This is a genomic window from Ochrobactrum sp. BTU1 (genome assembly GCA_018798825.1).
GTDB lineage: Bacteria > Pseudomonadota > Alphaproteobacteria > Rhizobiales > Rhizobiaceae > Brucella.
This window is the reverse complement of record CP076357.1, coordinates 633,810-655,499: the sequence shown is the minus strand read 5'-3', so window position 1 is coordinate 655,499 and position 21,690 is coordinate 633,810. Positions and strand designations below refer to the sequence as shown.

Sequence of the window (21,690 nt, the reverse complement as noted above, 5' to 3'; positions counted from 1 at the left end):
ATTTCTGCTCACTTCAGACCTTGAATGCGGTTCACTGTCAAATCTTCAATAGAGATCGCCAGCTTCTTCACGGCTGCTTCGAGTTCCCCGGGGGTATAGGCCGCAAAGCCCATTAATATACCTGCTGGAGGGCGATCGCACATGTATAAGTGCGACAGCCCCAAAAGATCGATACCAGCGCGACGGCCGGCCTCAATCAACGACGCTTCAGAAAGGCGGCCGGTGAGTGTGCAAGCCAATTGCAGGCCGCCTGTTGGAACATTTGTCGTCAGATACTCTGACAGGTGCTTGGAAATGAGATCGGTCAGGATGCTGAGACGTTTTGCGTAAAGGATACGCATTGTGCGGACATAAGCCCCAAAATGGCCCCCTTCCATGAAACGCGCGAGTGTTAATTGTGATGTTAAAGCTGAATGACCATCAAAGAGCGTTCGGGCGGATGTCATCGGTTGAACCAAGGCTGGTGGCAGAACAACGTAGCCAATACGCAAACCTGGAAAAAGCGACTTTGTGAATGTCCCTATATAAATTGTCTGCTCGCCTGCGTCCAACCCCTGCACGCAGGCAGTTGGTTTTCCCGCGTAATGAAATTCGCTGTCGTAATCGTCTTCAATAACCCAGGTCTGATTTTTCCGAGCCCATTCGATAATTGACAATCGTCGTTCAAGGGATAACGTTGCCCCGGTGGGAAACTGATGGGAGGGTGTGAGAAAGACTGCCTTGGTCTGAACATCCGAACCAAGCATCTCCTCGACGACAAGCCCATTCTCATCGACGCGGACCGGCATGCACTCAAGTCCAGCTGCCTCAAAGGCTTTACGGGCGCCGTGATATGCAGGATCCTCGATGAAAATTCGATCGCCGGGATCGAATAAGACATTTGCACAAAGTGACAGAGCTTGTTGAGAGCTAGTTAAGATCAGTACTTGCTCTGCAGTGGCTCGAGCGCCTCGCTCAAGATTGACATAATCGGCAACGGCTTTTCGTAAACGTTCGCTCCCCTGCGGGTCGCCATGCGTAAGCGTTTGCACACCATATTCTTTTCGCACCTGCCGCTCTAATCGTTCCCAAAGAGCTAACGGAAATGCCCGAGTTTCCGGCACTCCCGGCGAAAAAGGGCGAGGAAATGATGCTTCTCGCACGCCGCCATTGCGGGCCATGACGTTGCCACGTCTACTTAGCTTTCCTGGGTTACGCGTTGGCACGACGCGGTTCTGAGAGCATTGATGAGACAGCAATTCGCTCATCTCAGCAACAAAGCTGCCGCTGCCAACCCTCCGGTCGATGAAACCTTCAGCATGAAGCTGAGTGTAAGCTGCCTCGACCGTATCGCGCGACACTTGAAGCGACTTCGCCAACATGCGGGACGCTGGAAGGGGTCGACCTGAGGACAAGGCACCGTCGATAATCAACTGCCGGATGGCACGCTGTATGCGTGCATGCAGCGGCATCGCTGCATTTGCTGGCAGAGCGATCCAGGCTTTTACAGTTTCCAACTGGGCATGCTTGAACAATTGGATGGTCCTTCAGACAGAAAGTGGATGGATACATCAGACCAATCACCCGTTACCTGTCAATGTGAACCTGTTCGCAAATGCCAAAATTCCGGAGATATTCTCTTGCCGTCCACAGCTTCGACATCCACCATCAGTCTGCGCGATCTGCCTCATCCAATTATAGCCGGTTTGGTTTCGGTGATCGTCAATTACGGTGGGACATTTATACTTGTGTTTCAGGCCGCTAAGGTTGCCGGCCTAAGCCCTGATCTCACTGCTTCCTGGGTCTGGTCAGTCTCGATAGGTGTTGGGATAACAGGGATATATCTCAGCATGCGCTTTCGCGAGCCGATTATCACGGCCTGGTCAACACCGGCAGCAGCATTTCTAGTTACCGCCCTTGCGACAACCCCGTATCGTGAAGCAGTAGGGGCATTCATCCTATCGGCAATCGCATTCATTGTACTTGGATTGTCAGGCTACTTTGAGCGGGTCGTTCGCTTAATTCCGCAGCCGATAGCCTCCGCACTGCTCGCGGGCGTTCTCTTGCAGTTTGGAATTGGGGCTTTCGGGGGTGCGACCATGGATCCGGTGTTGGTTACCTTACTGATCGCATCCTATATAATCCTGAAACGCATCATTCCACGCTACGCAGTGGTCGGTATTCTTATCGTCGGAATATCATTTCTGGTTTTACAAGATAAGATTGCTTTTTCGGAAGTGAGCCTGGAATTTGCTGTCCCTATATTCACGATGCCTGTGTTCTCGCTCAATGCTTCGTTGTCGATGGCGCTACCCTTGTTTCTCATCACCCTTACGGGCCAGTACGTGCCTGGGATGCTTGTTCTGAGAAACGACGGCTTTAAGACAAGTGCTGATCCTATCGTCACTGTCACAGGCCTCGGGTCACTTATCATGGCCCCATTCGGATCACATGCCTTTAACTTGGCGGCGATCACCGCTGCGATTGCAACAGGAAATGAGGCACATGAAAACCCGTCGAAGCGTTGGATCGCTGGGATTGCCGCTGGATTGTTCTATATTCTCGTCGGAATATTCGGCGTAACGCTTGCGGCCGTGTTTATGGCTTTCCCTTCCACGTTTATCACGACACTTGCTGGTCTCGCTTTGCTGGGCACGATCGGTGGCAGTCTTGCTGGAGCAGTGTCTGAACCATCAACCCGAGAAGCGGCAGTGATTACGTTCCTTGCCTCGGCTGCAAATATAAAGCTTTTTGGAATTGGCGGCGCATTCTGGGGGCTGCTTATCGGTTTGCTCGCCTACCTTGTGCTCAATAGCAATATTTTGCGATCAAAAACGTAAGGGTGTGAAGGCTGACACCCTGCGCCACGCCCATAAGTGTTCGGAGAAGGTGAGACATTCCTCAGACTTCATTCGCCATTTCCTCATCTCAATAGGGAGCGCGGGTAGCGGACTCCCTTAAAATCAGTTCCACCGGCCACAACTCTTGAATATCTGTGGCGATCCTTCCGTCCAGCATCTCCATCACAAGGTCCGCACATCTTTTTCCTGCCAAGCGCATGGAAGACCGTGTTGCGGTCAGTGAAGGAACCATATTGTCAGCGCTTAGGAAGGATATGACATCATCATGGGCAACTACAGATATGTCTTTCCCGATCTCCAATCCGACTGAACGTGCAGCACGATAAATACCCAAGGTTGACATCATCGAACCGGCAATAAATGCAGTTGGTCTCAACTCGGAGTCTAGCAACTTCAGTGCGATGCGATAGCCCGCTTCATCGGTAAAATCACAATGCTCCACGAGAGCGGGATCGAAAGAGACCCCTCTCTCTTCAAGCGCGCGGCGATATCCCGCATCCCGATGAAGTGAAAAAGTGAAACCATATCGACCATTGATCATCGCTATCCGACTGTGACCAAGGTCAAGCAGGTGTGCAGTTGATCGGTAGACCGCGCCGTCATTGTCTATATCAAGCCAAGCATGAGGTATCTCGATTTCTGAACGGCCGTGGACAAGAAATGGCATTCCGAGCTGATCGAGCAGACGAATTCTTTCATCGTTCGGTTTTGGCGATGTAACAATAATGGCATCAACCCGTCGGCTGGTCGCAAGACGACGACAGATATCCACCTCGTCGTCAGTTCCGTTACTGGCAATAGGACTGACAAGAATATCAACTTCGTCCTGGCTAAGCCGCTCAGCCATCCCGCGCATGAATTCCGCGAAATGAAACTCGCTGTTGCGTCCCATGACCACTCCGACAGCGCCCGCTCGACCCGTCACCAAACGCACTGCGTTGACGTTGGGTCGGTATCCGAGTCTTGCAGCCTCTGCGATTACGCGTTTACGCGTGGATTCTGCTACTTCAGGATATCCGCTCAGTGCGCGACTGACGGTGGTCGGGGAGAGCCGAATAAGTTTGGCGAATTCGCGAAGTTTCATTGGTCTATTGGTTTTCAGAGGGTAGCTTTGCCGAGCCGATTATAACGAGTTGCTCCTTATTCACAATTGCACAAGGAGAAGCGGTTTTCCATCCTCTTAGAAAGGTGTGACTGAGTCAAACCGTTTTCAAAAAAAATCTAGGACGCAGTTTTTGCTGTGAGCCAATCGGACTCGATCTTTTTGATCGTGTCGCCATAACAAGATGATTTTCAATAACTAAATTCATTATCGCTCCCAGAAATCTACTGTTACTAAACTGCGACTTGACAGTAAAGTGGGCTTCTGTAACCTTTTTAGGATCCAAACCGTTTTCGATTTTTGAAATCTGCCAGTAGAGTGGATGGGAGGAAAGAAGGACGATGGCTTTAAAAGGTGCACTCATCGCCTGCGTCGCATTCGGCTATGTGACCACGTTTGCCCAAGCAGCTGATATTTCGATTGCCGCAAATTCAACCGGCAATAATATTCAATTTCTGACGGAACAGATTGCCAAATTTGAAAAGGCGACAGGCAACAAAGTTCATATTGTCTCCATGCCGCCATCAAGTAGCGAACAGTTCAGCCAATACCGATTATGGTTTGCCGCAGGGAATGCTGATATCGACGTTTATCAGACAGATGTGGTTTGGGCGCCGCAGCTTGCCGATCAGTTTTTGGACTTAACGGAGGCTACAAAGGATGTTTCTTCAAGCCATTTTCCATCGATCATCGCGTCTCAGACGGTAAATGGCAAGTTGGTGGCTCTGCCATTCTACACAGACGCGCCAGCGCTGTTCTATCGTAAAGACCTGTTGGAAAAATACGGTAAGGCGGTGCCCAGGACGTGGGATGGCATGAATACGACCGCAAAAGAAATTATGGACAAAGAACGCGCTGGAGGGAATGGAGATCTTTGGGGCTATGTCTTTCAGGGCAACGCCTATGAGGGGCTGACTTGCAACGCATTGGAATGGATCAAGTCGTCCGGAGGGGGGCAAGTCGTTGAATTGGACGGCGACATTTCGGTCAACAATGAAGCGGCAGCGGCTGCATTAGAGCGTGCAAAATCATGGATTGGAACCATCTCGCCGCAGGGTGTTCTTGCCTATCAGGAGGAGGAATCCCGCGGTGTTTGGCAGACGGGCAATGCGGTCTTCATGCGCAACTGGCCTTATGCTTATGCATTGGGGAACAATGAAGATAGCGCGGTCAAAGGAAAGTTCGATGTCGCCCCGCTTCCAGCGGCGAAGGAGGGAGACGCACCATCATCGACCCTTGGTGGCTGGAATTTGGCAGTGTCGAAATATTCCCGGCAGCAGGAACCCGCGATTGCGCTGGTGAAATATCTGGCGTCACCAGAAGTACAAAAAGTACAGGCCGTTGAAATTTCTCGATTACCGACAATTGAGGCCCTCTACGACGATAAAGATATTCTAAGCGCGCAGCCTTTCATGGCTCACTGGAAACCGATTTTCCAAAATGCGGTGCCGAGACCATCGGCGGCTACAAAAGTCAAATATAATGAGGTTTCATCAAAATTCTGGTCTGCGGTTCATAACACCCTTTCCGGTCGGGGAACGGCTGCTGAAAACTTGGAGATGCTCGAGGTCGAACTCACAGAGCTTCAAGGTTCCGCATGGTAACCCACCGAGGCGCCTCGGCAGGCCTCGCCTAAACTCGAACTGAGTCCTGTCCGGACCTCGATATAAGCTGAGGAAGATTATGACAGACCCTTCTGCTGATGTCTGTGGTACAACAGGCAGGCCTCAAAGCCGATCAGATCTGCAGCATATGCGAACCCGTTCTGCATGGATTTTTCTGGGGCCTACCTTATTCGTCTTAGCGCTGGTTGCTGGGTGGCCATTGTTTCGCACGGTATATTTCAGCTTTACAGATGCATCCCTTACAAACCTTGCGACCGCTCAGTTTGTAGGTTTCAAGAACTATCTCACCTGGGTTACTCTGAAAAGCGGACGTACTGTTTTTCGAGGCTTGCTGGCCGACCCGGCATGGTGGGATGCTGTATGGAACACAATCCGTTTCACTGTTATTTCGGTCAGCCTGGAAACTTTCTTTGGGTTGATCGTAGCGCTCGTTTTGAATGCGATCTTTCGCGGCCGCGGGCTGGTGCGGGCTGCAATTTTGATACCTTGGGCCATTCCGACAATTGTTTCGGCAAAAATGTGGGCGTGGATGCTCAATGACCAATTCGGTATATTGAACCACATCCTTTTGAATTTCGGTTTCATCAGTCAAAAAATCGCGTGGACCGCCAATCCCGACACCGCAATGATTGCAATTCTCATTGTGGATGTCTGGAAAACGACGCCTTTCATGGCGTTGCTTATCCTGGCTGGATTGCAAATGGTACCCTCTGATATTTATGAGGCAGCCAAGATCGATGGGGTCCATCCGCTCAAAGTTTTTTGGCGTATCACCCTTCCCCTTATAAGGCCTGCTTTGATGGTGGCAGTGATCTTCCGAATGCTTGATGCGATGCGGATCTTCGATCTGGTTTATGTCCTCACACCAAACAACGCGCAAACAAAAAGCATGTCAGTTTTCGCCCGCGAGAACCTCTTCGACTTCGACAAGTTTGCCTATGGTGCGGCAGCCTCGACGATGCTGTTTCTTATCATCGCAGCCATCACCGCTTTCTACATGATGTTCGGGCGGATTAAACTCGGGCATATGGGAGAATAGTCATGCGAATAGCCAAATCTGTAGGCTTCTACGCATTAGTCGCAATCATTGTGATCGTAGCGGTCTTCCCATTCTATTATGCGCTTTTGACGAGTTTTAAATCGGGTACTGCCCTCTTTAAGGCAGACTTCTGGCCATCGTCATTATCCTTGAGAAATTATACGGAGGTTCTGTCGCAAGGCAGTTTCCTGCAAAGCCTTGGCAACTCTTTATTGGTGGCGACTATTGTAGTTGCCATATCACTTCTGCTCGCAGTTACCGCGTCCTATGCGCTGGCCCGGGTCAAGTTTCGGGGACGGGGCCTTTTGTTGCTCACAATATTATCAGTTTCTATGTTTCCTCAGATAGCCGTGCTCGCGGGCCTCTTTGAACTCGTTCGCTTCTTCGGCATTTTTAACACACCGCTCGCTTTAATCTTCTCATATCTGATCTTCACATTGCCGTTCACGGTGTGGGTTTTGACCACATTTATGCGCGAACTCCCTGTCGAAATCGAAGAAGCAGCGATCGTTGACGGTGCTTCGGCCTGGATTATCGTCACAAGGGTGTTCATGCCTCTCATGTGGCCCGCATTGGCGACGACTGGATTGCTTGCATTTATCTCCGCTTGGAATGAGTTCCTTTTCGCCCTGACCTTTACGTCCTCGTCAGGGCAGCGGACGGTTCCTGTTGCGATAGCGCTGCTATCAGGTAGCAGTCAGTTCGAAATTCCATGGGGCAACATCATGGCTGCGTCCGTCGTTGTGACGGTACCGCTCGTTGTTCTTGTTCTTATCTTTCAGCGACGGATCGTGTCAGGGCTGACTGCGGGCGGCGTAAAGGGGTAAAAAGATATGGCAGAACTTCAGCTGCGCGGTCTGCGCAAGTCTTTTGGAAATTTCGAAGTCATCAAGGGCGTAGATCTCGATATTCGAAGCGGTGAGTTTATGGTTTTCGTCGGGCCTTCGGGCTGTGGAAAGTCAACACTGCTGCGGCTCATTGCGGGTCTGGAGGAAATTAGTTCAGGCAGCCTTGCGATCGACGGGAAGCTTGTCAACAGCCTCAGCCCTTCGAAGCGTGGAATTGCGATGGTGTTCCAATCCTATGCTCTTTATCCGCATATGACGGTTTACCAGAATATGGAATTTGGGATGAAACTGGCCGGCCGGAACAAGGAGGACTGTGCGCGTCGTATTCAGCAGGCGTGCGAGATGCTACAGCTTACTGATTATATGAAGCGATTGCCCCGTCAGCTTTCTGGCGGACAACGTCAAAGGGTAGCGATCGGACGGGCTATCGTTCGGGATCCACAAGTCTTCTTATTTGATGAACCGCTTTCAAACCTTGACGCAGCTTTGCGTGTCGCCACCAGACTGGAGATCGCGAATTTACACAGAAGTATGGAACAGACCACTATGATCTATGTTACCCATGACCAGGTTGAAGCGATGACGCTGGCCGATCGCATATGCGTTCTCAGAGACGGTCGCGTTGAACAAATAGGCACACCGCTGGAGCTCTATGAGCGACCAAAATCCGTGTTCGTGGCCGGATTTATAGGCTCACCGAAGATGAACCTGCTCAATGGAGCGGATGCGGCGGCGTTCGGTGCACATACAGTCGGTTTAAGACCTGAGCATCTTAGAATTGTTTCTCAAGAAGGCCACTGGAATGGTCGAGTTGTGCATACCGAGGTCTTGGGATCGGACAGCTTCATTTATGTGGATCTATCACGCGCCGAACCGCTTGTGGTCCGCGAGGCGGGTGTCTCCGCGAGGAGGCAGGGCGAGATGGTGTCTGTCTCACCGACGGGTGAGCGTATCCATCGTTTTGATGAATATGGGAAGGCGCAAATCGCGTGAATATGCCCATGAATTATTTGTAATTTAGGAACCAATTCCCTCAGGCGTTGGTTCCTCTGCCTAAAGTGATGGCCCGATCCTGAATTTCCACAGGGCTTGAAATAGCTCAAAGCAAGGAGAATGCTCGTGTCGATACGTACGATTGTATGGGGAGAGAATATTCACGAACAAACCAACGAAACCGTTCGCGCGCTATATCCAAAGGGTATGCATAATACAATCGCGGCCACCCTCAACAAAGACAGCGCAATCGAGGCTTCAACAGCGACGCTTCAAGAGCCCGAGCACGGACTTCCAGTGGAACGTCTAGATAATACCGATGTTCTGGTTTGGTGGGGGCATAAAGATCATGCCGCTGTCTCCGACGCCGTCGTCGAGCGTGTTGCAAAGCGGGTTTTCGAAGGTATGGGGCTTATAGTTCTTCATTCAGGGCATTTCTCGAAGATTTTCAAACGGCTGATGGGAACACCTTGCGCGTTGAAATGGCGTGAAGCTGGAGAGCGGGAACGTATATGGGTTGTCAATCGAGGACACCCAATTGCCGCCGGGATCGGGGAGAATTTTGTTCTCGAAAACGAGGAAATGTATGGTGAACAATTTTCGGTACCAGAACCATTGGAGACAGTATTTATTTCCTGGTTTGCGGGCGGGGAAGTCTTTCGATCCGGCATGACCTGGCGCCGTGGTGCAGGCAACATTTTTTATTTTCGTCCTGGACACGAAACCTATCCGACTTACCACGATGCAAATGTTCAAACCGTTCTACGGAACTCGGTTAAATGGGCATATAATCAGCAGACAGCTTTTACGGCTATTCATACGGCACCGAACGTTCCAATTGATGAAGCTCTTGAACCGATTGTTGAACGCGGTCCAAAACTGCACGAAGCTGGCGAAGCCGGATATCGGTGAGGTGTTTGATGCGTCTTCTCATTCTTGGTACAGGCGGTATGGCGAAGAACCATGTCGAGGCGTTCAGAGCGATTGACGGCGTGGAAGTAGTTGCGGCTTGCGATGTTTCTGCAGAACGGGTTGATGGCTTCTCCGAAAATCATGATATTCACAATCGCTTCACCCGTCTTGAGGATGTCCTCGCATGGAACCGGTTTGATGCCGTTGCAAATGTGACCCCGGACGCGATCCATCATCCGACATCTATGATCCTGATCGGTGCGGGTAAGCATATTTTCTGTGAGAAGCCGCTTGCTGAGAGCTATGAGAAAGCCGCCGAAATGGCGGACGCTGCTGAGCAGGCCGGTATAGTGAACATGGTCAATCTCACTTATCGCAATGTTGCTCCTTTGCAGAAAGCACGCCAAATCGTTAAATCAGGCGAAATCGGGCAGATACGCCATTTTGAAGCCTCTTATCTGCAGAGCTGGCTTGTTTCCAAAACTTGGGGTGACTGGAAAACAGAAAGCAAATGGCTATGGCGGCTGTCCACGCGGCATGGTTCCAACGGAGTTTTAGGCGACGTTGGTATCCATATTCTCGATTTCGCCTCTTATGCGATCGGAAGTGATGTGCAAAGAGCCTCTGCGAGGCTCAAAACTTTTGATAAGGCTGACAATAACCATATTGGCGAGTATAAGCTGGACGCAAATGACAGTTTTGTCATGATGGCCGAATGTTCGAACGGTGCCCTTGGTGTTATCCATGCAAGCCGGTGGGCGACGGGCCATCTGAATGAATTGCGTCTGCGGATACATGGTGACAAGGGTGCTTTGGAGGTCATTCACACGCCAACCGGCTCCTCTTTGCGCGGCTGTACCGGGGAGGATATCGAAACGCCAGTTTGGCGAGATCTGGAAGTCGAGCCTGTCGAGACAAATTATCAACGGTTCGCACGTGCTGTTGGTGATGGTGTCGGCTCGGAACCCAATTTCAGCCATGCCGCAAACCTGCAGCGTGTTCTCGACCATGCAATGAGCCTCGACACTCCTTTGCCGGAGGTCTAAGTGGTACTGGATTTCGGTAACTTTTTCTCGATAGCGTAAAAACGTAGGTCAGTGGCGGGGTGACAGCCGGTTGCTAAAAGACCATAATTGTTCCAGATATTATGACCGCAATCGTCTGCCTCGAGAAAACGGAATTCACGTTGATACATAAAAAGTTTGCCTCTCTTCTTCTGTGCGTCGCAATGCTTGCTTCTCCAGCCTATGCTCTTGAAGCCGTATCATCGCCAGAATTAAAGCCATTGCCCGAGCAACTTCAGGCTGCCCGTATAACTGCCGAGTTTCTATCGCGCTTTCATTACAAGCCCGTTTCGCTTGATGACGATCTGTCAGCGAAAATCATGGATCGATACATTGACTCGCTGGATCCTGACCGGTTGATTTTTTTGAAGGCCGATATCGACAGTTTCAAGACCGGCCGCGCAGAGCTCGATGACGCTATCAACAAAGAAGATCTCAGTATTCCATTCGCAATCTTCAACATTTATAGCCAACGTATCGTTGATCGGATGAACTATGCCCGTAGCCTCCTCGACAAGGGGTTCGATTTTAACGAACAAGAAGACTACACGATTGTTCGCGACAAAGCTGCATGGCCGGCCACAGAAGCAGAACGGGACGATTTGTGGCGGAAACGCGTCAAGAACGACTGGTTGAGATTAAAGCTCGCCGGCAAGGATGACGCTACTATCCGTGAAACTCTCAATAAAAGATACGAAAACACTCTCGCGCGCGCCAATAAGACGAAAGCGGAGGATGTCTTTCAGATTTTTATGGCGGCCTACACGACCTCAGTGGATCCCCATACCGATTATTTTGGCGCGAAGGCTTCTGCCGAATTTGATATTTCGATGAAGCTTTCGCTGGTCGGCATTGGCGCAGTGCTTCAAGAGCGCGATGAATACACCACCATTCGCGAGCTTGTGGCAGGCGGACCGGCCCAAGTATCTGGAAAACTTGCTGTCGGAGACCGTATCGTCGGCGTTGGACAGGACGAAACCGGCCCAATTAAAGAAGTCGTGGGTCTGCGCCTTGATGAGGTTGTTCAGCTCATACGGGGCGCCAAAGGTTCGGTTGTACGCCTTGATATTCTGCCAGCAGACGCCGGCCCAGATGGCAAACACTACGTGATTAACCTGGTGCGCGATAAAATCAGCCTGGATAAGCAGGCTGCCAAAAAGACCATTTTGCCGATCAAGGACGGAAATCTCACGCGTCAGATTGGTGTGATCACGCTTCCAGCCTTCTATGAAGATATTGAAGCCCGCCGGAAGGAAGACAAGGATTACAAAAGCGCCAGTCGTGACGTCGCCAAACTTATCACCGAGCTTAAAGCGGAGAATATTGACGGTATCTTGTTCGACCTGCGCAACAATGGCGGAGGTTCATTAACTGAGGCGATTGATCTTACCGGACTTTTCACCGGAAAGGGCCCAGTCGTACAGCAGCGTAACGCGAAAGGTGAAGTTAAGGTTGAAAGTGACGATCTCGACAAGCCACTTTGGAGCGGACCGCTCGGAGTCCTTATTAATCGAGGATCGGCATCGGCATCCGAGATTTTTGCAGCCGCTATCCAGGATTACGGCCGCGGGGTTATCATTGGAGAACCAAGTTTTGGGAAAGGAACAGTTCAGACAGTCGTCAATCTAGACGAAGTCGTGCAGAACCCAGACCCGAAGTTGGGTGAATTGAAGTTCACGATTGCCCAATTTTTCCGCGTGAATGGCGGCACTACCCAGTTGCGCGGCGTCACCCCGGATATAAGTTTGCCCGGCACGTTCGATATCAAGACCACAGGGGAATCGAGTTTCGAAAACGCCTTGCCGTGGAGCGAAGTTGATCCCGCCAAGTACAGGCTTTTTGGCGATGTGAGCAAAGTTTTGCCAGCGCTGCAAGCCAAACATGAGGAGCGCGTGAAAACAGATAAAGAGTATCAGCGCTTTGTTGAAGATATTGCAGCCTTGAAGGCACAGCGTGAAAAAACAGTGATATCGCTTAATGAAGCCGACCGTCGCGACGAAATCAACAAGGAAACGGAACGTCTGGCTGCCCGTGGTGAGAACCAAGGTGAACTTGATGCCAGCAAGGATGACGGCTTGCAGGCAAATGAGCGAAGCCTCAATGCCGATCTCGCAATCGAAAAGGCTCGAACCACTGTAAAGGATGCGCTGCAAAATGAGGCTGCAGCAATCGTCGCAAATTTGGCTGATATCAATGCAGCGACGACCGAATAACGGTCAAGTTCAGGCCAGATCAGTTGCTGAGAACGTTAGTGAACTCGTTGAGCTCCACGAATAAAGGCGCTTCTCAAGTCCAATGCCTCTGCAACGCACCGGATGCCCCATTACTGGGGCTTCCGAGCTAAGCAACAATTAAATGGCTGACCTTGAGTTGTCATTGGCAAGATGCCAAGTCATTCCATCTTTGCAGTGATGTGCCGGGGCAGCTGATTATTCAAATCAGCTTTCGCTCGGCTTGTCCTCAACTTTGAGTATCGGACGCACGGGAGAAGGGGCCTGGCCCAGGTAACCTGCAATGAGCCGTGTCAAATGTTCGACGATATCGGCCTCGTCCGAGAGGGGATGGCCGCATTCATTGATGATGAGCGCATGCGTTAAGCTTTCTACGGCCGTTACGCAAATAAATGCTGCAGTATCAAGATCCTTTAAGTGAATTTCATCCTTGCACTCCTCCATGTAGCGCCTGACGAGTTCAAAAGTCGTTTTTCGGATGTCTTCCACTTCTGCGAGTTTTCCTATCCTTGGAACCTCCTCCTTCAGGATCCTGTGTAGCTCAGGCTCAACGCGGTGGGCCGCGAACATTGCACGAATGAGCTCCCGCATCGCAGTCGGCAGATCATCTTTGGCACATTGGCGCATAGAGGTTTCAAGCAGAATAAGCATGTCTCGATTGTGACGGGCGATTAGCGCTGCAACCAATGCCTCCTTACTGGGAAAATACTGGTAAAGAGAACCAATGCTGACACCTGCGACAAGGGCGATCCTATTTGTACTCGCCCGGGCATAGCCTTCCCGTACTAAAACGCGAGCAGTCGCATCCAAAATCGCCTCAACTGTTACTTGTGATCGCTTCTGAGACGCGGTTTTCCTGGGTTTTGTTAAAATTTTGGTCGTCAAAATTCATCTCCTGAAAGCGAGTAGACAATGTGAGTAAACGCTCACATATCTAGTAGAAATTGTCAAATCAGGAAAGCGAACAAAATATAAATGAATCGATCCAAAAACATCTATCAATAGGATTCGTAAATTAAATTATACGGAAGTAATAGAATGATAAAGACAGTCAAAATACTAATTGCGCTGGTAATATCGCTAAGTTCTGCGGGTTGTGCCACTACGGAGAAGGATTGTGCTGCAAGTTTGGGTGATAAGTGTTCGCAGCTTGAACAGACACATTCTCAAGCTGCGAAATCTCGTAACATCAAACTGGGTTGGGATGGTGCAAATGCTCATGATCTTGTTTTGGCACGTTGATGAGATGCATTGACCAACGAGGTCATGCCGGATCGGTCAATCGATGAACAATCGATGAGATCCTCCACCTGTATCAATCGATTGGTAGTTGCCGTGAATTCCATTCAGCCCTCGGAATCGCTTTGCCGATGGCGTAACTGAAGTTCTTGATTTCCATAGCGTCATCATCAACCAGGCAGCGGAAGTCGATTGAATACCATGTTCCTTTGCTACGAAAGGCACCATCCCTTATGGTGAAACTGTTCTGAGCAACTATGCCTCCGTCAGGGGCGAGCATATCCGGAAATGATCCAGATCGATGGTTACGGACTTGCTCTAATGCTTCGATACCACAAATCTGGACCAGGCGATCCCGAAAGGGAAGCTTTCCGAGTGCTTGCTTCACCCGCGGATTGTTTAACGCGTCCTTTGAATAAATCTTGCGTGCTCGCTCAAGCTTATCCAAAGCATTGGCCGCTGCCGGCTTTGCTGCGCTCGAAGGTGGTCGCTGCCCGTCCTCAGCATTGTGAGCAGCGCCATCAGTTGTTGCGCTGGTCGGAGGCATTGTTGCTTCGTTGCCTTGTGCCTGTGGTTCTAAAGCCGCGCCCCGCTCAATCGGATTCGGCTGAGGTGCCAGGGGGCTCGCCACATGCGATGCGGCGTTATTACCTAGAGGCTCCGGTTCACTCAACTCTTCCGATTGCTCTTTGCTCGCGCTTTCGAATGCTTGCGGCATGGGCGCTTGAGACATTTTCTCTTCTTCAGGGGCAGGTTTTTGAACTGCCGGAGGAACAAGCTGGACATCAACTTCTTGAGAAACTTCAGAAACTGATCGCCAAAAAGGGGTGTAGAATAAAAGAATAGCGAGCAGAAGATGTGTCGCGAGGGAGACGGACGCACCCCAGCCAATATTTATGTGATTTTTAAGAAATTGGTACATTGTAATGAGCGTGCGACCTCCGCAGCCGACAGTAGAGGCATCTGCTTTCCTGGGCAAGGGACATACAGCCGACAAGCTATTGTGTCGTTGCAACCTTCTGTGTCACCGATCATATGAGCACATAGTCATAAACTGCTGCGCGTCCTAGTCGCACCCGTGGAGCAGTATTTTCCTCACGGTTTGCTGTTGGCTCTTGACGGTTGTTTTCGATGAACGACAACCCACTCATACGAACACGGTCAGACAGTTCCGTACCAATCTGCAACACCGTCCAGGCAATGTTGTTAGTAAAGATAATGTCACTTTCATATTTTCTAGAATTTGATACAGCGCTAGCCGCGAAAAGCGGTCTATGAGCCGCTGTGCACAGTCCGACGATAGACCATACCTGAGGAACCCAGGTGTCTAAGCTAACGCGTACGAATGCCCGGCGATGCGCGACCTTCGGTCAGTGAGTAAGAAATATGAGCCATGGTATTGATGATGCTGGATCAAACAAGTTTCCAGCAACACAGAATGCGAATGAATTAAGCGATTACCAAAACGCCCAACAGGAGGCAGGTCCAAACAGGGTTGGTAACGGGCAGCAGATTTTGCTCGGAGCCGACTTTCCACGGCCTGCGTTGATTGACGAGCGGCTGGATCTTTTCTTTGAAGAGCTTGCTGACAAATATACCGATACGTGCGCTGTAATTGCTGACGGGCGCAGCTGGACATACGAAGAGCTGGACGAACGCTCCAATCAGTTTGCGCGGCTGCTAATTGAACGCGGTGTTCAACCGGGTGACCGGATTGGTTTGCTGCTCGATCGGTCTGCTGATACTTACATAGCTTTGTTGGCCGTCATGAAAGCTGGTGCAGCTTACGTTCCGCTTGCCACTGCTTTTCCTGACGATCGTATGGCGCTCATCATCGAGGATGCCAAAGTAAAGCTCGTTATCTCCATTCATGCCTATAGCATGCGAGTGGATACGATGCCGGTCCCTCATCTTTTGGTCGATAATTGCTCCGTTGAGATTTCCCAATATTCAAGCGCTCGGCTCGATGTGGCGGAGAGAACAGCAAATCCAGACCAGATTTGTTATATACTTTACACCTCCGGGACGACTGGTCGTCCAAAGGGCGTTGCCATCCGTCACCAAAGTTTCTGCAATTTTCTCCGCGTTGCAGCTCTATCATATGGCTATACTCCAAGCGATCGCGTCTATCACGGAATGACGATTGCCTTTGATTTCTCTGCGGAGGAATACTGGGTTCCTTTTGTTGCCGGTGCGACAGTGATACCGGCTCCGGGACCAATGACTTTGGTTGGAGAAGAACTAGCAGATTTTCTGCGCATAAATGACATCAATTGTATGGCATGCAGTCCGACATTGCTGTCATCCATCGAAAGCGATGTGCCTAAGCTTCGATTGCTGATGGTGGGCGGTGAAGCTTGCCCATTAAACCTGGTCGCCCGTTGGACAAAGCCCGGGCGCCTGCTTTTGAATACCTACGGTCCAACAGAGGCAACAGTCACAGCGACGATGGGCGTTCTGAGACCCGACAAAGCTGTAACAATCGGTACGCCGCTGCCAACCTACTCAATCGTCATTATTGATCCAAGTGAATCAAAACTGACAAGTCCAGATGAGCTGGGTGAAATTGGTATCGCTGGAATAGGGCTCGCTGTCGGTTATCTGAACCGACAAGATCTTACAGAACAAAAATTCATTCCCGATTTTATAGGCTTGCCAAATAATCCCTCGAAGCGAATTTACCGAACTGGTGATCTTGGCCGGATCAATGAGCATGGCGAAATTGAATACCGGGGGCGAATTGACACGCAGGTCAAAATCCGTGGATATCGCATCGAACTTGGTGAGATTGAAGCGGTTCTCCTCGACGATCCTTCAATTGGCCAGGCCGCAGTCACTACTTGGGAGGTGGAACCAGGTCGTGTCGAGCTTGTTGCTTACTATGCTCAAAAATCAGGGGTCCCATCCGTTCACCGTGCGGATATTGCACGCGAGTTAAAACGGCGCTTACCTTCTTACATGGTTCCTTCCTATCTGGAGGAACTCGACGCAATCCCGATGACAGTCGCAAACAAGGCTGATCTTCGTCGGCTGCCAAAACCAACGAACGTCCGTCTATCTGCTGAACGCAGCATTGTCTCACCTCGCGACGACGATGAGCGGTTTATGGCGCAATCCTTGGCCGAGATACTCAATCTGGATGAGGTCTCCGTCGAGGACAATTTCTTTGACGATCTCGGCGCCAATTCACTGTTAATGGCCCGCTTTTGTGCCCGGTTACGCACCGCACAAGGATGGGAAATGGCATCGATGCGCGATATTTACTTGCATCCATCTATTGCAGGTCTTGCCAAACACCTTCATCTTCCACAACAGACCGTAGCTTCCGTCACCGAACAAAGCGTTACGCATAAAGCTTCGAACCTGATCTACTGGACTTGTGGTGCAGCGCAGCTCACTTTTTATGCGGTATACAGCTATATCGCACTAATGTTTTTCGACAAGGGCCTTGATTGGGTCTACGCAAAACTTGACGAGCCCTTCCAACTATATTTCCGCTGCGTCGTGCTCGCCGGTGCTTCCTTCTTTGGAATGACTGGATTTGCAGTCGCAGCAAAGTGGTTGCTCATCGGCCGTTGGAAAGAAGAGAAGTTCCCAATCTGGGGCTTGCGCTATTACCGCTTCTGGGTTGTAAAGACGCTAATAAGGACCGCACCAGTCGTCCTGTTTCGTGGCAATCCGCTTTACAGTCTCTATTTGCGGCTTTTGGGTGCTAAGCTTGGTCGAAATACCGCCATTGAATGTCGCGCAATTCCTGTATGTACAGACCTGATTTCCATCGGTGAAAACTCAATCTTGCGGAGAGAATCCAATATTTTGGGCTACCGCGCGGAAAGCGGCTATATTCATACGGGTTCCGTTTCGATCGGAAACGATGCATTCGTGGGGGTGGGGTCGACCCTGGATATCGACACCAAGATGGGGAACAGATCGCAGCTGGGACACGCTTCCTCCCTTCAGCGCGGTCAATACATCCCGGACGGTGAGCATTGGCATGGTTCGCCAGCAACGCCGACGGACGCTGAATATTGCAAGGTTCGCAGCATCACCTTGTCGAAAACGCGTCGTATTGCCTTTGAAATCGTCCAGCTTGTCGGTTTGTTCACTCTTATTACGCCATTTCCTCTGCTTTTTCATAGTTATTGGCAGAATGTGAGTGACGATTATCAGGAAACGATCGGGATCGTGGCGATAGGTACGACTGTTACACTATTTGGAGCGATCGCAGTCTCACTGATTGCCGCCGTCGTCGTACCACGATTTGTCAGCATTGTGCTCAAGCCCAACCGTACCTACACCCTTTACGGCTTTCATTACTGGTTGCAGTCGATGGTGGAGTTGAGCGGAAATTCGCGTCTTCTCAATTTGCTGTTTGGCGACAGTTCAGCCATCGTCCATTACATGCGTGCGATCGGATGGAACCTAAATAAAGTCGTGCAGACTGGATCGAATTTCGGAACCAACCAACAACAAGAGAACCCCCTTCTCTGCGAAATTGGTACTCAGACAATGGTGTCTGACGGGCTGTTTATGATCAACATGCACAAGTCGGCGGCAACATTTCGCCTTGAGCATACCAAAATCGGTGAACGCAATTACTTCGGCAACAATATCTTTTACCCACCAGATGGCCGTACCGGTGACAATTGCTTGTTGGGAACGAAGGTGATGGTGCCGATCGATGGTGCTATCCGTGAGAATGTTGGTCTGTTGGGATCACCATCGTTCGAGATACCACGCATCGTTAATCGAGATAAGGAACTCATTGCTAACATCAATGGACAAGATCGCCTCCGCCGCCTGCGCCGCAAGAACTTTCACAATCTTCGGACTGGATTGATGTTTTTGGCGAGCCAATGGTTGATGTTATTTGTGACGATTGCGATCTGGGACCGTGCGCTTAACTACTATGATGCATGGACACATAAGGCACTTTTCGCAGCCGTGGTCTTAACCTCCGGAATTGCGATACCGTTCTATGTTATTATCGAGAGACTTTCTTTGGGCTTCAAAGGGCTCAAGCCACGAATGACGACGATCTATGACGAAGCGTTCTGGCGACATGAACGCCATTGGAAACTGTCAGATTCTCCGATAACACAACTCTTTGCGGGAACGCCGTTCCGTCCGATCATTTTGAGAATGCTCGGTGTGAAGGTAGGAAAACGCATTTATGACGGGGGAGCCAATTTGACAGAGCGCTCACTTGTTGAAATCGGTGACGATGCGACCCTCAATGAAGGGTCGGTTATTCAACCTCACTCATTAGAGGAGGGCGCTTTCAAATCCGACTTTATCCGTATCGGTAGCGGCTGCACCTTAGGCCCATCGGCATTTGTGCATTACGGTGTCGTAATGGGAGAGGGTTCTATTGTGGACGTGGATTCCTTCGTGATGAAAGGCGAAGTGTTGGAAGCTTACTCAGTTTGGCGTGGAAATCCTGCTAAACTGAACCGGTTCGTTGTGCCGGTGGATGAGAACGGTATCGTCATAAAAGATGTCATCCATGCGGGAAAACTTCATAAGAAGGGTAGTGTTGCGATGACGAAGAAAAGGCCGTGAGCTGAAAAAGGTGGCGTCAGCGGAAAGTAACGTCAGACTTGTGCCTGTGACTGATGAAAATTGGTCGCAGGTTTCCGCATTGACGATAGGTGTGGAACAAATCCATTGGGTTGCCAGCAACATTGAATCTTTGCTAGAGGCAGACGAAGACGACGATGCAATGCCGCGAGCCATTTTGGCGGATGCACGCTTGGTGGGCTTTCTAATGTATGATGCCACCAGCGAGCCCGGAAAAGCGCAACTCTACCGTTTCATGATCGATAAGTCGTTTCAGGGATTGGGTTACGGAAAGGCTGCGTTGCGCGTTCTTCTCGACGAAATCAATGGGCTTGGAGGAATTAAATCAGTTTCAGTCTGCTATGATCCTGAGAATTTGCCAGCAAGCCGATTATACGCGCAAGCTGGCTTTGTCGAAATTGGCCTTGATGAAGATGATGAAATGATTGCGAGAATGAACATTGAAGGATAGTTCGATCACGTCGCTTGGACTGAGCCCTTGTTTTCCAAGCGAAGTGTTCTTGGGGCGGAGATCAATCCAGTTAAATGACAGGATGCTTCTCAGGCCTGAGGAACAATCATCGCTTCCTGCCAACAATACGAAACGACTTGATGCGAGCGGCGCTGCGCGCGTTCTATCACGGCAGATTTTGGCTAAGATTGGGTTCAATAATTTTTCGATTCTCAGGTCTTCCACCGGTGAGCCTCTGTGGCCAAAGGGCGTTGTTGGTTCACTTGCCCATGATGACGAAATGGCCGTCGCTGTCATAGGTCGGAACAAAGACTATCTGGGTCTGGGTATTGATATCGAAACTGCAGGTCCTTTACCGGAGGATATAATCTCGCTGGTGAGAACACCGGAAGACATTTGCGGTCAATATGACAGCTCAGCTCTTGCTGACCGCATATTATTCTGTGTGAAGGAAGCCGTCTATAAAGCAGTCTACCCACTTGACCGGATCATATTAAACTACGACGATATTTGTGTCGATCTGTCAAAGAGCATCGCCTATACTGCGATCCGAAAGTTAAATCTGAACATATTTTTTGACTCCAAAGTCACCGTTATAGCGGCTTTGCCGCAAGGATAGGCGGTCGAGCTCGAAACTTCACGTAGAATATTCTACCAGTCTGAAACCCTCATGCCTCTCTAGCTAATCAATCGAGCTGGCAAAGCGCGCCAGCTGCACCCATTTGGAGCGAGATTGAAGCCAAAAGCATGACTGTTGGACTTGCAAATTCCAATAACATAGGCAAGCCTCCTGGCTTTCTAGTGCACTCGATAAGAACTTCAGTCAGTGCCTCCGCTCTTGACCCCGAAGCTTTCGATCAAGTCGTCAATGTTACGTGCATTTTCAGAAACTTTCTTCCAAAGCCACACCATTAGACACAGCATCAGACCCCAGGCGACGAAGACATCTGAAAGAAAGTGGGCGCCAAATAATACACGGTTAATGGACGCGAAAAGTAAGACTGGCGAAACCAGTGCGATTGAAAGGAACCGCCATCTCACCGGGATGAACACAATCAAAGCCAGTGTTGCTGCTGCTGTAGCGGCCTCACCTGAAGGAAACGAGCAGTTTCGACTACACTGGGCGGCATATTGCCAGACGGGTGTAAAATCCGCAGTTCCACCGAATTCAAACAGGCTACGTGGTCGTGCTCGTCCAATAAAATGCTTGAGCAGCTGAACAGTGAGAAGAGGCCCCAGCAGAAAAGTCAAAATAACAAAAAACGCTTTATGAGGAGGTACAAATTTAAATCTCTGGGGCCAAAGGGCATAAAGAAAAATTGCTAATGTCATCAAAATCAAAAAATAGATCATAAAACGACGATTTGCATCGCGTATCGCTAAAAGAAAAAGATTATCTGATAAAGGGAACGTGGCTCCACGCGCGAAACTGCGGGAGACGGCCAAATCGATAGCGGGAAACATAATAAATAGTGCGCTCGATACCAAAAGCACAAATACCACCTGGGGCGCCCAGCTTGGAAGAGATTTTGTATTGGCGTCGCCCATGTGAACTGACGTTTTTCGCAGGTGAGATGCCTGTTCTCGCATTTGATCGGCCTCGAACAATTTTTATGGCCGAGCTGTGGACGTGGTTTGTCAAGAAATGATGGAGTTCCGATCAGCGATCCGTCGAACCAGGACAACTCGACGCAAATTACACGGTTTGGAAATTGCACGGCGATCTTTTCTCCGGCATAGCTAATCCCAATTGCAAAAAAACGCGC

16 protein-coding genes are annotated in these 21,690 nt (G+C 50.2%); 11 read left to right on the top strand and 5 right to left on the bottom strand.

Annotation, left to right across the window (positions count from 1 at the left end):
* Window positions 1-8: 8 nt before the first annotated feature.
* Window positions 9-1,514: a PLP-dependent aminotransferase family protein gene (locus tag KMS41_26540; protein QWK81372.1), complete on the bottom strand. Its 1,506-nt coding sequence runs from the start codon at window positions 1,512-1,514 to the stop codon at window positions 9-11.
* A gap of 27 nt (window positions 1,515-1,541) precedes the next feature.
* Here KMS41_26540 and KMS41_26535 point away from each other — a divergent pair, with 27 nt between their 5' ends.
* The gene (locus tag KMS41_26535) at window positions 1,542-2,819 is read left to right on the top strand and encodes a benzoate/H(+) symporter BenE family transporter (GenBank protein QWK81371.1); all 1,278 of its coding nucleotides are present in this window, start codon (window positions 1,542-1,544) and stop codon (window positions 2,817-2,819) included.
* A gap of 88 nt (window positions 2,820-2,907) precedes the next feature.
* Here KMS41_26535 and KMS41_26530 read toward each other — a convergent pair whose 3' ends face one another.
* Window positions 2,908-3,924 carry a substrate-binding domain-containing protein gene (locus KMS41_26530; GenBank protein QWK81370.1) on the bottom strand — a complete coding sequence of 339 codons (1,017 nt, stop codon included), beginning with the start codon at window positions 3,922-3,924 and terminating at the stop codon, window positions 2,908-2,910.
* A gap of 359 nt (window positions 3,925-4,283) precedes the next feature.
* Between KMS41_26530 and KMS41_26525 the strand changes: the two genes are divergently transcribed.
* The 7 genes from KMS41_26525 to KMS41_26495 all read left to right on the top strand — a co-directional run bounded on the left by KMS41_26525 (window position 4,284) and on the right by KMS41_26495 (window position 12,636).
* Window positions 4,284-5,546: an ABC transporter substrate-binding protein gene (locus KMS41_26525; GenBank protein ID QWK81369.1), complete on the top strand. Its 1,263-nt coding sequence runs from the start codon at window positions 4,284-4,286 to the stop codon at window positions 5,544-5,546.
* A 79-nt stretch (window positions 5,547-5,625) separates the two neighbouring features.
* Window positions 5,626-6,606 carry a sugar ABC transporter permease gene (locus KMS41_26520; protein ID QWK81368.1) on the top strand — a complete coding sequence of 327 codons (981 nt, stop codon included), beginning with the start codon at window positions 5,626-5,628 and terminating at the stop codon, window positions 6,604-6,606.
* A 2-nt stretch (window positions 6,607-6,608) separates the two neighbouring features.
* Window positions 6,609-7,433, top strand: coding sequence for a carbohydrate ABC transporter permease (locus KMS41_26515; GenBank protein ID QWK81367.1), 825 nt, complete (start codon window positions 6,609-6,611; stop codon window positions 7,431-7,433).
* 6 nt (window positions 7,434-7,439) lie between these two features.
* The gene (locus KMS41_26510) at window positions 7,440-8,447 is read left to right on the top strand and encodes an ABC transporter ATP-binding protein (GenBank protein ID QWK81366.1); all 1,008 of its coding nucleotides are present in this window, start codon (window positions 7,440-7,442) and stop codon (window positions 8,445-8,447) included.
* Window positions 8,448-8,573: 126 nt separating this feature from the next.
* A complete protein-coding gene (locus KMS41_26505) occupies window positions 8,574-9,359 on the top strand; it encodes a ThuA domain-containing protein (protein QWK81365.1) in 786 nt (261 codons plus the stop codon).
* Between the two features lie 8 nt (window positions 9,360-9,367).
* Window positions 9,368-10,405 (top strand): Gfo/Idh/MocA family oxidoreductase, encoded by a 1,038-nt coding sequence (locus KMS41_26500; GenBank protein ID QWK81364.1) that lies wholly within the window; start codon window positions 9,368-9,370, stop codon window positions 10,403-10,405.
* Between the two features lie 101 nt (window positions 10,406-10,506).
* Window positions 10,507-12,636: a carboxy terminal-processing peptidase gene (locus tag KMS41_26495; protein QWK81363.1), complete on the top strand. Its 2,130-nt coding sequence runs from the start codon at window positions 10,507-10,509 to the stop codon at window positions 12,634-12,636.
* A 225-nt stretch (window positions 12,637-12,861) separates the two neighbouring features.
* On the opposite strand, the gene KMS41_26490 is transcribed toward KMS41_26495, so the two are convergent.
* Entirely contained in the window at window positions 12,862-13,539 is a 678-nt protein-coding gene (locus KMS41_26490; GenBank protein QWK81362.1) for a TetR/AcrR family transcriptional regulator, read from the bottom strand.
* Window positions 13,540-13,969: 430 nt separating this feature from the next.
* Window positions 13,970-14,815, bottom strand: coding sequence for a DUF930 domain-containing protein (locus KMS41_26485; protein ID QWK81361.1), 846 nt, complete (start codon window positions 14,813-14,815; stop codon window positions 13,970-13,972).
* Between the two features lie 464 nt (window positions 14,816-15,279).
* On the opposite strand from KMS41_26485, the gene KMS41_26480 reads away from it, so the two are divergent.
* The 3 genes from KMS41_26480 to KMS41_26470 all read left to right on the top strand — a co-directional run bounded on the left by KMS41_26480 (window position 15,280) and on the right by KMS41_26470 (window position 20,543).
* On the top strand, window positions 15,280-19,455 hold the full coding sequence (locus KMS41_26480; protein ID QWK81360.1) for a non-ribosomal peptide synthetase: 4,176 nt from the start codon (window positions 15,280-15,282) through the stop codon (window positions 19,453-19,455).
* A gap of 46 nt (window positions 19,456-19,501) precedes the next feature.
* Complete coding sequence (locus KMS41_26475; GenBank protein QWK81359.1) at window positions 19,502-19,924, top strand: GNAT family N-acetyltransferase; 423 nt, start codon at window positions 19,502-19,504, stop codon at window positions 19,922-19,924.
* Window positions 19,925-20,006: 82 nt separating this feature from the next.
* On the top strand, window positions 20,007-20,543 hold the full coding sequence (locus tag KMS41_26470) for a 4'-phosphopantetheinyl transferase superfamily protein (protein QWK81358.1): 537 nt from the start codon (window positions 20,007-20,009) through the stop codon (window positions 20,541-20,543).
* Between the two features lie 200 nt (window positions 20,544-20,743).
* Here KMS41_26470 and KMS41_26465 read toward each other — a convergent pair whose 3' ends face one another.
* Complete coding sequence (locus KMS41_26465; GenBank protein ID QWK81357.1) at window positions 20,744-21,514, bottom strand: phosphatase PAP2 family protein; 771 nt, start codon at window positions 21,512-21,514, stop codon at window positions 20,744-20,746.
* Window positions 21,515-21,690 lie beyond the last annotated feature (176 nt).